General features: G+C 71.5%; 8 protein-coding genes. 5 read left to right on the top strand and 3 right to left on the bottom strand.

Features of this window, described 5'->3' with window-relative positions; translation table 11 throughout:
- Window positions 1–40: 40 nt before the first annotated feature.
- Window positions 41–2,590, bottom strand: coding sequence for a glycoside hydrolase family 2 protein (locus tag ACG01O_RS19655; protein ID WP_394387108.1), 2,550 nt, complete (start codon window positions 2,588–2,590; stop codon window positions 41–43).
- Between the two features lie 278 nt (window positions 2,591–2,868).
- On the opposite strand from ACG01O_RS19655, the gene ACG01O_RS19650 reads away from it, so the two are divergent.
- The 5 genes from ACG01O_RS19650 (at window position 2,869) to ACG01O_RS19630 (ending at window position 9,502) form a co-directional block, all read left to right on the top strand.
- Window positions 2,869–5,085 (top strand): GDSL-type esterase/lipase family protein, encoded by a 2,217-nt coding sequence (locus ACG01O_RS19650; protein ID WP_394387107.1) that lies wholly within the window; start codon window positions 2,869–2,871, stop codon window positions 5,083–5,085.
- Entirely contained in the window at window positions 5,085–6,305 is a 1,221-nt protein-coding gene (locus ACG01O_RS19645) for an AGE family epimerase/isomerase (RefSeq protein ID WP_394387106.1), read from the top strand. The genes ACG01O_RS19650 and ACG01O_RS19645 overlap by 1 nt, the downstream gene beginning before the upstream one ends.
- A gap of 11 nt (window positions 6,306–6,316) precedes the next feature.
- A complete protein-coding gene (locus ACG01O_RS19640) occupies window positions 6,317–7,477 on the top strand; it encodes a glycoside hydrolase family 5 protein (RefSeq protein WP_394387105.1) in 1,161 nt (386 codons plus the stop codon).
- A 40-nt stretch (window positions 7,478–7,517) separates the two neighbouring features.
- On the top strand, window positions 7,518–8,567 hold the full coding sequence (locus tag ACG01O_RS19635; RefSeq protein WP_394387104.1) for a glycoside hydrolase family 5 protein: 1,050 nt from the start codon (window positions 7,518–7,520) through the stop codon (window positions 8,565–8,567).
- Between the two features lie 137 nt (window positions 8,568–8,704).
- Window positions 8,705–9,502: a class II glutamine amidotransferase gene (locus tag ACG01O_RS19630; protein ID WP_394387103.1), complete on the top strand. Its 798-nt coding sequence runs from the start codon at window positions 8,705–8,707 to the stop codon at window positions 9,500–9,502.
- A gap of 41 nt (window positions 9,503–9,543) precedes the next feature.
- Here ACG01O_RS19630 and ACG01O_RS19625 read toward each other — a convergent pair whose 3' ends face one another.
- Window positions 9,544–11,727, bottom strand: coding sequence for a hybrid sensor histidine kinase/response regulator (locus tag ACG01O_RS19625; RefSeq protein WP_394387102.1), 2,184 nt, complete (start codon window positions 11,725–11,727; stop codon window positions 9,544–9,546).
- A 55-nt stretch (window positions 11,728–11,782) separates the two neighbouring features.
- Window positions 11,783–13,372 carry a galactarate dehydratase gene (gene garD / locus ACG01O_RS19620; protein WP_394387101.1) on the bottom strand — a complete coding sequence of 530 codons (1,590 nt, stop codon included), beginning with the start codon at window positions 13,370–13,372 and terminating at the stop codon, window positions 11,783–11,785.
- Between the last annotated feature and the right edge of the window lie 81 nt (window positions 13,373–13,453).

Below are 13,453 nucleotides of genomic sequence, written 5' to 3'. Positions count from 1 at the left end.
ATCAGGGGTATCAGGGATAGGGTGAATCCGCATGGCTGCCTCACCCCTGACGCGTCGCGAGGCTGAAGCGGGTCAGCGGCCGGTCCACGGCCACGGCGTCCACGCTGGCAGGTAGCGCTATCCGAGACTCGATCCAGCGCGGCGCGCCGGGCACGAGGTCGATGAAGTTGTCGGCCAGCTCCAGCCCCGGGCCTTGCAGCCACAGGCCCTTGACCGGTTGCTCGCACGCCACGCGCAGCCCGCCGGCTTCCGCCGTGATGCGCAGCGGCGCGGCGCCCAGGCGGTGGAAGCGGAAGGGCTCGGTCCAGGCGCAGTCACGCGCCAGTTCGGGGCCGCCTTCATGCGCCAGCGCGCACAGCTCGGCCACCACCGGCCCGGCATCAGCGGGCACCGCCAGCGGCCAGGGCTGCTCGGTACTGGTGCTGCCGTCCACAGCCAGAGGTTGGGCGGCTTCGGCCAGCAGGCGGCCGGCCCAGTCAAACACCCGGCAGCGCAGCCACACGGTGCGGGCCTCGGGGCTGCCGTTCATCACCGCCACGCGCACACCGCCAGCTTCCAGCCGCACGGCCACAGCCAGCGGGGCCAGCGCGCGGCGCACCACATGCCAGGCGGGTTTGACGGTGCCGGCCGAGTCGATGAGCGCCCAGCTGGTGACGGGCCAGCAGTCGTTGAGCTGCCACACCAGCGCGCCGCCCACCGCCCGCGCGCCGGGGCGCTGCCAGCGGCGGCGGAAGTCTTGGTAGGCCACGCGCATGGCCTCGGCCTGCACGAACTGCGAGGCGTACACGTGCTCGGCCAGCGTGGGGCCCACGCGCAGGTTGTCCGCCCGGTACACGGCCAGGCGGCGGTGGCCGTCGGGCCCCGTGGGCGAGCCGGCTTTGTTGTGCCACTGCACGGTGCGGCTTTCCGGAAAGCGCTCGGCCTCGGGCAGCACCTGTTCCAGCAGCGCGAAGCTCGGGTGCGACTGCATGCCGAACTCGCTGACGAAGCGGGCCTGCACGTCGCCATAGCGCTGGTAGGGCAGCATTTGCTGATGCCACACCTCCCAGCTGTGGCGGTCGCCCACGGTGGCGTCGGACGACTGCGCGCCCTCGCCCGGCGTGAACGGGCTGCCCGGCCAGTAGGGGCGGTCGGGGTCGAGCGCGGCGCACACCTCGGGCAGCAGGCCTTCGTACAGCGCCCGCGCCTCGAAGCGGTCGGCCGGCACGCCAGGGCCCGCCAGGCCTTGGGACTCGGCGAGCATGTAGTCCTCGTTGTTGCCGCACCAAAGCGCCAGGCAGGCGTGGTGCCGCAGGCGCTTGACCTGGCTTTCGGCCTCGGCCCGCACGCTGGCCTGGAACGCCGGGTTGGCGGGGTACAGGCCGCAGGCGAACATGAAGTCTTGCCACACCAGGATGCCGAGCTCGTCGCAGGCCTCGTAGAAGGCCTCGTGCTCGTAGATGCCGCCGCCCCAGATGCGCAGCATGTTCATGTTCGCGGCGGCGGCCTGGGCCACGCGCTCGCGGTAGCGGGCGGGGGTGATCCGTTCCAGCAGGTTGTCGTCCGGAATCCAGTTGGCGCCGCCGGCAAACACAGGCTGGCCGTTCACCTCGAAGTGAAAGCTCAGGCCCGCCTCATCGGCCACCGGCGCCTGCACCAGGCGCAACTGCCGCAGGCCGATGCGCCGGCGGTCTTCGGCCACCACTTCGGCGCCGGCCAGCAGCCGCGTCACCAGCGTGTACAGCGGCTGCGCGCCCTGCCCCAGCGGCCACCACAACTGGGCCTGGGCCACGGGCAAGCTGCATTGCACGCGGCCCTCGGCGTGGGGCGGCACGGGCAGCACCTCGCCGGCCACGCGCTCGCCGGCGGGGTTCAGCAGCTCCACGGCACAGCGCAGTTCGGTCGCATCGCCCGGCAGGGCTTGCACCGGCACGGCCACCTCCACGGCAACTTCCACGCGGGCTTGCAGCGCAGGCACATCCACCGTGCTGCGCACCTGCACCTCGGCCAGGCGGGCCGCACCGCTGCAGCGCCGCACCGGGCGCCACGGGCCACTCACCAGCAGCTCGGGGCCCCAGTCCCACCCGAAGTGGTACTGCGCCTTGCGGGCGTGCAGGCGGGCGCTGTCGCCGTTCCACAGCGCGCGGCGGCCGTGCACGGCCTCCACCTCGCGGGCGCGGGCCAGGGGCGGGTCAAAGCACAGCAGCAGCTCGTTGGTGCCCACGCGCAGGTGGGGCCGCACGTCCACCCGGTGGGGCACGAACATGTTGTCAGTGCTCAGCACACAGTGGCCGTTCAGCCAAACGCGGGCAAAGGTGTCCAGGCCCTCGAACAGCAGTTCCTCGCGCGGGGCCAACGGGGCCTGCACCTCAAAGCGCAGCCGCCACACCCAGCGGCGCGCGCCCACCCACTGCACCTCGGTCTCGTTGCAGGCGTAGAAGGGGTCGGGCATGCGGCCCGCTTGCAGCAGCGCGCCATGCACCGTGCCGGGCACGGCCGCCGGGCACCAGGCCGCCGCAGGCAGGTCGGCCAGGGCGGGCTCGGGCACGCCGTCGGGCGCCTCGGCCAGCTGCCAGCCGTCATGCAGGTCCATCAGTCGTTCAGGGTTCACAGGGCACGTCTTCGTGGTGGCACCGCCCGCTGGTTGCGCGGTGAAAGACGCCTCGCCGCAGCCCGGTCAGGGCCCGCCGCTTTGTCTCCCGCCTCGCTCAACAGCAAAGCTAAACATTGTTTTGTTGCGCATTCTGTTTCTCCGATTCGCACACCACACTCGGGGATATTCCTGATGGTTACATCACACAACGGCCTATTCCGCAGCGAAACAGCTGAACATAATGCGATTCGTTTAGTAAACGTTGCGCCAAAGGTTGGTGCAACACCCCGCCCCGCATGAACGCCCTTCAAGGACTCGCCCTGGCCTGCTCTCTGCTGCTGCCCGTGGCGGCCCCCGCTGCCCCCGCCGCCAACGCCACCCCGTCGCCCGACACCCGCCTGCAGGCGCTGTGGCAGCGGCTGGACGCCGGCCAGCCGGTGACGGTGGCCACCGTGGGCGGCTCCATCACCACCGGCTACGCCGCCCAGCCGCCGCGCGAGCAGGGCTGGGCCGCGCAGTTGGCCCGGGCGCTGGGCCCGCAGGTGCGGCTGGTGAACGCGGGCGTGAGTGGCACTGACTCCGCCGCCGCCGTGCACCGCCTGCAAACCCAGGTGCTGGACGCCGCGCCCGACCTGGTGGTGGTGGAGTTCGGCGTGAACGACCCGTGGCTGGACCCCGCCGTGCGCGGCAGCAGTTTTGAGGCCCTGCTGCGCCGCCTGCTGCAAGCCTCCAAGCCGCCCGCCGTGGTGGTGCTGGGCCTGACGCAACAAGGCAACCAGCCGCGCGACGCGGTGGACGTGCAACTGCAACTGGCCGCGCACTACGCCCTGCCCGCACTGGACTTTGGCCGCTGGATGCAAGCCCGCGTGGACGCCGGCCACGACCGCTGGGCCGCGCTGTACGACGAACCCGTGCACCCCAACGCCGTGGGCCACCAGCGCATTGCGCAGGCGTTGTTGGAAACCTTGCAAGCCCACCGCCCGCCGCGCGACGCGGCAGTCGCGCCGCCCGCACGCACCGCAATGCCCGAACCCCGCTTCGGCCGCGCGCACGAGTTCACCCGTCTTCTCACAGGCGACACCTGGCCCGCGCCCTTCGGCCACGGCTTTGCGCGCGGCGGCCCGGTGCACCCCGAGTGGCCCGGCCAACAACCCGGCTGGGCGGCCACGGCCGACGACGCCGAAGCCCAATGGCTGGTGCACGGGGCCGAGGTGGCGGTGTTCCATGCCGAGAGCGAGCACTTTCGCAACCTCGAAGCCCGCGTGGACGACGGCCCCTGGGTGACGCTGCAAGGCCAGGTGCCCGAGCGCCGCGGCTACCTGGGCTGGCACTACACCGTGGTGGCGCGCGGCCTGGAGCCCACCGCCCATCTGCTGCAGGTGCGCATGAAGCGCGACACCTGGGCCGGCAGCGGCCGCCCGGCCAGCCTGCTGGCGGTGATGACGGCGGGGCTGTATCCGCCCGCGCTGCGCCCCACCGCGTTCGAGCGCCGCAACGCGCCACCGCCCGGTGCGGTGCAGGTGCCGGCCAACGACGCCCACCTGCGCTGGGTGGGCCGCGTGGGCCCGGCTCCGGGCACCGCGGGCGGCCGGCTGCTGGCCTGGAGCGGCACCGAGCTGCGCGCCCGCTTCACCGGCACTGCGCTGGGCTTGAGCTTTGCGTCCACGCACTGGGGCACCAGCCACTTCACGGTGGAGATCGACGGCCGGCCGCTGTGGCTGGCGGTGCCGGGCCAGGGGGCTTCTCACTGGCAACTGCGCGAGCCGCTGGCGGCGGGCGAACACACGCTTCGGCTGGTGAAGCGGACCGAAGGCTCCATGGCCGAAACCGCGCTGCTGAGCCTGAGCCTGGCCCCGGGCGGGGCCTTGCTGGCGCCGCCGCCGGCACGGCCGCTGCGGCTGGCGTTTTTTGGCGACTCCATCACCGCCGGCGCCTGCAACGGCGACGTGGGCGACGACCAGTACGACGACCTCTACTTCCACGACGGCACCCGCGCCTACGGCGCCCTCACCGCGCAGCGGCTGGGGGCCGATTACGTGGGCATCGCCGTCAGCGGCATCGGCATCACCGCCACCTGGCACGACCTGCTGATGCCCCAGGTGTGGAACCGCGACGCCCCCCGTGCAGACGCCGCCCTCGCCCCGGTCGAAACCCCAGCGCCCGATGTGGTGCTGCTGAACCTGGGCCAGAACGACCACGGCTTCCCGGCCTCCAAGGGCCAGGCGATGGCGGCGGACTTCGCCCCGCGCTACCTCGCCTTTGTGCGGCAGCTGCGCCAGCGCTACCCGCAGGCCCGCCTGGTGCTGCTGCTGGGCGGCATGTCGGCCCCGCGCGAGCAACCCGCCTTGCCGCAAGCCGTGCAGCAGGCCGTGGCCACGCTGCGCGCCGAGGGCGACCTGCGCGTGTGGAGCTACCGCTTCGACGCCTTTGCCTGGGCGCACCCGCGCATCGATGTGCACGCCCGCATGGCCGACGAGCTGACCCGATTCCTGCAAACCGAGGTGCTGAAGTGATGCCCCGCCCTGACCTGCGCCAGCCCGCCGCGCTGCTGGCCCACATGCGCCACACGCTGGCCTTCTACGCCCCGCGCGTGAACGACCCCAGCGGCGGCTGCTTTCAGTTCTTCAAGGACGACGGCACGGTGTACGACCGCCGCACCCGCCACCTCGTCAGCAGCACGCGCTTCGTGTTCAACCACGCGCTGGCCTGGCGCTGGTTTGGCGCGCCGGTGGGCGATGTGACCCACGCGCTGGCCTTTGTGAACGGCGCGCACCGCCAAGCGAACGGCGGCTACGCCTGGGTGCTGGACTGGCACGACGGCCACGCCACCGTCACCGACGGCACGCTGCACTGCTACGGCCTGGCCTTTGTGCTGCTGGCCCACGCCCACGCCGCCGAAGCCGGCGTGGCAGGCGCCCGCGAAGGCGTGGCGGCCACGTTCGACCTGATGGAGCAGCGCTTTTGGGAGCCCGCGCACGGCCTGTACGCCGACGAGGCGACGCCCGACTGGCGCGTGGGCCCCTACCGGGGCCAGAACGCCAACATGCACGCCTGCGAGGCCCTGCTGGCCGCGCACGCCGCCACCGGCAAGGCCCGCTACCTGGCCCGTGTGCTGCAACTGGCCACGTCCATTGCCCAGCGCCAGGCCGCACAGGCCGGCGGCCTGGTGTGGGAGCACTACCACCCCGACTGGACGCCCGACTGGAACTACAACCGCCACGACAAGACCAACATCTTCCGGCCCTGGGGCTTTCAAACCGGCCACCTCACCGAGTGGGCCAAGCTGCTGCTGATGCTGGACCGCCGCCTGGGCGAGGCCGCGCCGGCCTGGCTGGTGCCCACGGCGCAGCACTTCTTTGACACCGCCATGCGCGAGGGCTGGGACGCCACCCACGGCGGCCTGGTGTACGGCTTTGCCCCGCCGCAAGAAGGCGGCGGCGTGTGCGACGGCGACAAGTACTTCTGGGTGCAGGCCGAAAGCCTGGCCGCCGCGGCGTGGCTGGCGGTGCGCACCGGCGACGACACCTACTGGCAGTGGTACGACCGGCTGTGGGACTACGCCTGGGAGCACTTCGTGGACCACACGCACGGCGCCTGGTACCGCATCCTGGGCCCGGCCAACCAGAAGCTCACCGACGAAAAAAGCCCCGCCGGCAAGACCGACTATCACACCCTGGGTGCCTGCCAGGACGTGCTGGCCGCGCTGGGCGTGACGCCGCCCGCTCACGACTGAGGAGCCCTGCCATGCGCCGAAGCCTCATCACCTGCACCCTGGCCGCGTGGCTGGTGTGCGCTTGCGGCGGTGGCAGCGGGGGCGGTGCGACCGCCTCCACCCCCACGCCCACCCCCACGCCGACCCCCACGCCGACCCCCACCCCGGCGCCAGACCCGTGGGCCGCCTACCCGCCGCTGCCCGCAGGCACACCGCCCGGTGCCTCGGCCGCGGCGCGCACGGCTGCGGCGGCTCTGGCCGGCGGCATCAACTTCGGCAACATGCTGGAGGGGCCGACCGAAGGCGCCTGGGGCTTGAAGGTGGAGGACGAGTTCATTCGCCTCTTCGGCCCCGCCCCGGCGGTGAGCCAGGCCGTGCGCCTGCCGGTGCGCTGGAGCAACCACGCCAGCACCGACGCGGCAGCCACGCTGGACCCCGCCTTCCTGACCCGTGTGGAGGGCATCGTGAACCAGTTGCTGGCGCGCGGTGTGACGGTGGTGCTGAACATGCACCACTACCACCAGCTCGACGGCGACGCCCTGGAGGCCGGCGAAGCCGCCGTGGCTGCCGACGTGGTGCAGCTGCGCTTTGTGGCGATGTGGCGCCAGATCGCCGAGCGCTTTGCCTCGGCCGGGCCGCGCCTGGTGTTCGAGCTGTACAACGAGCCGCACAACAAGCTGGAGGCCGACTGGAACACGCTGGCCTCCCGCGCGCTGCGCGTGGTGCGGGCCAGCAACCCGACGCGGGTGGTGATGCTCGGCCCGGTGCAGTGGAACAGCCCGTACGCCCTGGCCAAGCTGCAACTGCCCGCCGATGCCAACCTGGTGCTGACGGTGCACCACTACGAGCCCTTCACCTTCACGCACCAGGGGGCGGAGTGGATCAGCCCCGTCATGCCCACCGGGGTGGACTGCTGCGACACGGCCCAGCTGGCCAAGATTCGCGAAGGGCTAGACCTGGCTGCCAATGCCGCGCAAACCCTGGGCTACCCGGTGGTGGTGGGCGAGTTCGGCGCTTACAGCAAGGCGCCCGCTGCCGCGCGGGTGCGTTACCTGCAGGCGATGCGCCGCGAAACGGCCAGCCGCCAAATGCCCTGGATGTACTGGGAACTGGCCTCGGGCTTCGGCCTGTACGACCCCGTGGCCCACGCTTGGCGCAACGACCTGGTGCAGGCCCTGTACGGCCCCCCTTGAGATCACCGCTCCGCACCGCTGTCGCACCTCTGGAGACCCCATGACCGCCCGACTGTTTGCCGGCGCCTGCCTGGCCGCCATGCTTTTGTCCACCGCACCCACGGTGTCCGCCGCGCCCGCAACACCGGCCACGGAACCCCTGCCCTGGCGCGGCATCAGCCTCTCCAGCGCCGAGTGGGGCGAGAAGCTGCCCTTCCCCGGCGTGCACGGCAAAGACTTCGTCTACCCCAGCGTCGCCAGCACCGCGTACTACCAGGCCCAGGGCATGAACCTCATGCGCATCGCCTTCCGCTGGGAGCGCCTGCAGCCCGTGCTGATGGGCGAGCTGGAGCCCACGGAACTGGCCCGGCTTCGCGCATTCGTGGACGGCACCACCGCCCGCGGCCTGCACGTGCTGCTGGACCCACACAACTACGCGGCCTACAAGGACGTGCACGTGGGCCGGCCCGAAGTGCCCATCGAGGCGTTCGCTGACTTCTGGCGGCGCCTGGCGCTGCAGTTCAAGGCCAACCCCAACGTGCAGTTCGGCCTGGTGAACGAGCCCCGCAACATGCCCACCGAAACCTGGGCCGACGCGGCGCAGGCAGCGATTGACGCCATCCGCGCCACGGGCGCCACCCAGCTCATCACCGTGCCGGGCAACGGCTACACCGGCGCCTGGAGCTGGTTCGAGCGCACCTGGTACGGCACGCCCAACGCCGAGGTCATGGGCCGGGTGCGCGACCCGCTGGACCACATGGTGTACGAGGTGCACCAGTACTTCGACCACGACGGGTCGGGCGGCCACGCCGACTGCGTGAGCCCCGAAATCGGCGCCGAGCGGCTCAAGCGCTTCACCGCCTGGCTGCGCGAGCACAAGCGCCGCGCGCTGCTGGGCGAACTGGGCGGCGGCGCCAACCCGGTGTGCGAGCAGGCGGTGCGCGGCGCACTGCAGCACCTGCAAGCCAATGCCGACGTCTGGACCGGCTGGCTGTGGTGGGCCGGCGGCCCGACCTGGGGCGACTATTTCCTGTCACTGGAACCCACGCCCGACGGCAAAGACAAACCGCAGATGCGTTGGCTGGCGCCCTTCCTGAAACCCGCGCCCTGACGCCGGCCGAGCCACCTCGGCAGGCCGTGATGCGCTTCACAGGCATATGCATCTGACAAAAGCGTTGTTGGGATTTGCGTGCACCGCCGGCAGACTTGCGGCGTTGTCACCGAACCGACCGCTTCCGCCCCCGTCCGATGTGTGAGCTTTTCGCCCTCAACAGCCGCCAACCCGCTGCCGCCACGTTCTCGCTGAGCGGCTTTGCCGCCCGTGGGGGCCGCACCGCCGACCATGTGGACGGCTGGGGTGTGGCCTTTCACGAGGGTGAGCGCTGCGAGGTGACGGTGGAAGACACGCCCGCGGCGGAGTCGGCGCTGGCCCGCCACCTGGGCCAGCACCCGGTGCAGGCACGCAACATCCTGGCGCACATCCGCAAGGCCACGCAGGGCGTGCGGGCGGTGGAGAACTGCCACCCCTTTCGCCGCGAATGGGCGGGCCGCACCTGGGTGTTTGCCCACAACGGCTGCCTGAAGGACTTCCATCCGGCCCTGGACGGCAGCTTCACGCCCGCCGGCCAGACCGACAGCGAACGCGCCTTTTGCTGGCTGATGCAGCGGCTGCAGCAGCACTTCGGTAACCGCCTGCCCGACTGGCCCGAACTCGCCGCCACGCTGACGCCCTGGATCCACGAGGTGGCCGAGCACGGCCGCTTCAACCTGCTGCTGACCGACGGCCGCGCCATGCTGGCGCACGCCTCCACCCGGCTGCACTGGCTGCAGCGCCGCCCGCCGTTTGGCCACGTGGCCCTGCGCGACGGCGACCTGGCCGTGGACCTGGCCACGGTGAACAACCCGGCCGACCGCATGGCGCTGGTGTCCACCGAGCCGCTGACCCACGGCGAAGCCTGGCAGCCGTTCGCCCCGGGCGAGGTGCGTGTGTTTGCTGATGGCGACTGCGTGTTCCTGAGCGAGGGCCTGCAGGCACTGGCCGCGTGAATCTGGCCTGATCGCTGCCTGGGCTCGGCCCCCGGCCAGCCTCAGGCGTCCAGCACCTCGCGCACCCGCGCGGCCAGGTCTTCCAGCGTGAAGGGCTTGGCGATGAGGTGCACGCCGGGTTCCAGCACGCCGTTGTGTTCCACCGCATGGCGGGTGAACCCGGTCGTGTACAGCACCCGCAGCGCCGGGCGCTGGTGGCGGGCTTCGTCCACCAGCTGCCGGCCGTGCATGCCGGGCATCACCACGTCGGTGAAGAGCAGGTCCACCGTGGGGTGAGCGTCCAGCAGGCGCAGGGCGGCGGGGCCGCTGTCGGCCTGCAGCACGCGGTAGCCCAGTTCCTGCAGGGTCTCGACCGACAAGGCCCGCATCTCCGGCTCGTCTTCCACCACCAGAATCAGCTCGCGCATGCGGCCCTGCGGCACCGGGGCGCTGCCGTCGGCGGCCACCGGGTTGGCATCCGCCGGGGCCGGGTCGCGGCGCGGCATGAACAGGTGCACCACCGTGCCCTGCCCGGGGCGGGACTCGATGCAGGCGTCGCCCCCCGACTGCTTCACGAAGCCGTAAACCTGGCTCAGCCCCAACCCGGTGCCGCGACCCACCTCCTTGGTTGTGAAGAAAGGCTCGAAGGCCCGCGCCACCACCTCGGGCGGCATGCCGCTGCCGTTGTCGGCCACCGACACGCGCACGTAGGGCCCCGGGGCCAGCCCCGGCGGGCTGCCGGGCTCGCGGGGCTGCAGGTCGACGTTGGCGGTTTGGATGCGCAGCCAGGCGTCCACGCCCGCGGCCGCAGAGCCGCCGGCGCCCTCGCCCGCCATCGCGTCGCGTGCGTTCACGGCCAGGTTCAGCACCGCGTTTTCCAGCTGGTTGCGGTCCACATGCGTGCACCACAGGCCCTCGGCCAGGTCGGTGTGCAGCGCCACGCCGGTGCCCAGCGCATGGCGCAGCAGGTCGGCCATGCCGGCCACCAACTGGTTCACCTCCACCGGCTCAGGCTGCAGCGGCTGCTGGCGGGCGAAGGCCAGCAGCCGCTGCGTGAGCTGCGCGGCGCGCCGGGCGCCGTTGCGGGCGGCGTCCACGAAGCGCATGGCCTGCGGGTCCTCGCCCACGAACTTGCGGCCCAGCAGGTCCAGCGAGCTCAGCACCACGGCCAGCAGGTTGTTGAAGTCGTGCGCGATGCCGCCGGTCAGCTGGCCCACGGCTTCCATCTTCTGCGCCTGGCGCAGCGCGTCTTCGATGCGCATGCGGTCGGCCACCTCGGCCTGCACACGCCGCTCCAGCGTGTCGTTCAACTCGCGCAGCTGGATCTCGGCGCGGTGGCGCGAGGTGACGTCCTGGAACAGCACCGCCACGCGGCGCAGCGACGGCGGCTCGATGCGGAACGCGGCCAGTTCCAGGTAGCGCGCCGTCTTCACCAGCTCGCGCTCGAAGCGCACCGGCTCGCCGGTGAGCAGCACGCGGCGGTAGATGTCCACCCAGGCGTCGGCCTCGTCGGGCACCATGTCGCGCACCTTCTGGCCCACGACGTTGGCAATGCCGGCATTGGCGAGATACGCCGGGTTGGCCATCACGTGCACGTAGTCGCTCATGGGGCCGTGCGGGCCGTCGAGGAACTCGATGATGCAGAAGCCTTCGTCGATGCGATCAAACAGCGCCTGGAACTGCTGCTCGCTCAGGCGCAGCGCGGCCCGTTGGTCGCGCAGCTCCTGCTGGGCCTGCACTTGCGCGGTGGTGTCCCACACCGTGGCCATGAGGCCGCACACCGCGCCGTCTTCGTTGTGCAGCGGCGTGAACCAGAACGTGAACCACGCCGGCTCGCGCCGGCCGTGGCGCTCCATCTCGAACGGGAAGTGCTCGCGGTACACGCCCTCGCCGGCCAGCGCCGCGGCCACCAGGTCGCCCATCACCGGCCACGCTTCAGCCCACACCTCGCGCAGCGACGCACCCAGCGCCTGCGGGTGCTTGGCGCCCAGCAGCTCGGCGTAGGCGGGGTTGTAGATCAGCGTGAGTTCCGGCCCCCAAGCCAGCCACTTGGGCACGGGCGACGAGGCCAGCAAGGTGGCGGCGGCGCGCAAGGCCGGCGGCCAGTGTTCGGTGGGCCCGAGCGAAGACGCGGCCCAGTCGTGCTGACGCAGCATCTGAGCGCCGGGCGACTGGCCCGCAAAGACCCGCGTGGCATCGTGGCTGCCCGCATCGGCCGGCTCCACGAGCGAGGAAGGATGGCGCATGACACGGCCCGCAGCAACACACCCCCAACCGGGGCGCGGGCAGTATCACACGCGCTCAGGTCACCGGCGCGGGGTTGAACAGCACCAAGGCGTTATGCAGCTTCCAGTGCTCGGCCCAGGTTTTCTTGCGGCCGGAGGCCACATCCAGCAGCAGCTGGAACAGGGCCCAGCCGGTGTCCTCGATGCTGGCCTCGCCGTCCGCGATGCGGCCGGCGTTCACGTCCATCAGGTCGTGCCAGCGGCGGGCCAGGTCGGTGCGGGTGGCCACCTTCACCACCGGGCATTCGGCCAGGCCGTAGGGCGTGCCCCGACCGGTGGTGAAGATGTGCAGGTTCATGCCCGCGGCCAGTTGCAGCGTGCCGCAGATGAAGTCGCTGGCCGGCGTGGCGGCGTAGACGAGGCCGCGCTGGTCGCGCCGCAGCTTGTCGCCCGGCGCCAGCACATGGGAGATGGCCGAGCTGCCGCTTTTGATGATGGAGCCCATGGCCTTCTCGGCGATGTTGGAGAGGCCGCCGGCCTTGTTGCCCGGCGTGGTGTTGGCGGAACGGTCCACGCGGCCGCGGTCGAGGTAGCGGTCGTACCAGCCCAGCTCGCGAACGATGGCCTCGGCCACCTCCGGCGTGGCCGCGCGGCTGGTGAGTTGTTCCACAGCGTCGCGCACCTCGGTGTTCTCGCTGAACATGATGGTGGCACCGGCGCGCACCAGCAGGTCGGCACAGAAGCCCACGGCCGGGTTGGCCGTCACGCCGGAGAAGGCGTCGCTGCCGCCGCACTGCACGCCGACGACCAGCTCACTCGCTGGCACGGTCTCGCGACGGCGGGCGTTCAGACGTTCGAGATGCGGCTTCGCGGTCTGCAGGATGTCGTCCAGCATGGACATGAAGCCCACGTGCGCGTCGTCCTGAAGGCACACGGTCTCGGGGCCGGCCTCCGCGCCGCGCTCGTCGACGATGGCGAAGCTGCCCGGCGGCAGCAGGCGGTTGGGCTGCAGCTTCTCGCAGCCCAGGCTGACCACCATGACCTCGCCGCCGAAGTTGGGGTTCAGCGAGATGTTCTTCAGCGTGCGGATGGGGATGACGGCGTCCGGCGCGTCGATGGCCACGCCGCAGCCGTAGCTGTGCTCCAGGCCGATGACGTCGTCGACGTTGGGGTACAGCGGCAACAACTCGGCCTTGATGCGCGCCACGGCCTGCGCGACGACGCCGGCCACGCACTGCACGGTCGTCGTGATGGCCAGGATGTTGCGCGTGCCGACCGAGCCGTCGCGGTTGCGATAGCCCTCGAAGGTGAAGCCCTCCAGCGGCGTGTGCACCGGCGGCTTGACGGTGGCGATGGGCAGCCCCTCCAGCGCGCGCGCCGACGGCATTTGCAGCAGGCGCTCGTGCACCCAGCTGCCGGCCGGGATGGCTTTCAGCGCATAGCCGATGGGCACGCCGTAGCGCAGCACCACGGCGCCCTCGGCGATGTCCGCCAACGCCACCTTGTGGCCTTGGGGCACCTTGTCACGCAGCACCAGGCCGGCGCCGGGCACGCCGGCGGGCAGCACCGCGCCCTCGGGCAGGCCACCGTCGTTGGCGACGATGGCGACGTTGTCCTCGGCGTGCATGCGCAGGGTCAGCGGGGGGCGGGTGGAAACGGCAGTCATGTCCGGGGGCAGAGTGGCTAAAGTGCGGGTTGGTCTTGTTGTACGTCGTCTAGTTGTCGTACAACTTGCGCCACTGTAGAC

This window comes from Pelomonas baiyunensis, from assembly GCF_043555935.1.
Lineage (GTDB): Bacteria > Pseudomonadota > Gammaproteobacteria > Burkholderiales > Burkholderiaceae_C > Pelomonas > Pelomonas baiyunensis.
This window is presented reverse-complemented; position numbering and strand designations above follow the sequence as displayed.

Excerpts from the sequence above, each read along its gene's own strand:
- ACG01O_RS19650 (WP_394387107.1), top strand. The coding sequence starts at position 2,869 with ATGAACGCCCTTCAAGGACTCGCCCTGGCCTGCTCTCTGCTGCTGCCC.
- ACG01O_RS19645 (WP_394387106.1), top strand. The coding sequence starts at position 5,085 with ATGCCCCGCCCTGACCTGCGCCAGCCCGCCGCGCTGCTGGCCCACATG.
- ACG01O_RS19640 (WP_394387105.1), top strand. The coding sequence starts at position 6,317 with ATGCGCCGAAGCCTCATCACCTGCACCCTGGCCGCGTGGCTGGTGTGC.
- ACG01O_RS19635 (WP_394387104.1), top strand. The coding sequence starts at position 7,518 with ATGACCGCCCGACTGTTTGCCGGCGCCTGCCTGGCCGCCATGCTTTTG.
- ACG01O_RS19630 (WP_394387103.1), top strand. The coding sequence starts at position 8,705 with ATGTGTGAGCTTTTCGCCCTCAACAGCCGCCAACCCGCTGCCGCCACG.
- ACG01O_RS19625 (WP_394387102.1), bottom strand. The coding sequence starts at position 11,727 with ATGCGCCATCCTTCCTCGCTCGTGGAGCCGGCCGATGCGGGCAGCCAC.
- garD (WP_394387101.1), bottom strand. The coding sequence starts at position 13,372 with ATGACTGCCGTTTCCACCCGCCCCCCGCTGACCCTGCGCATGCACGCC.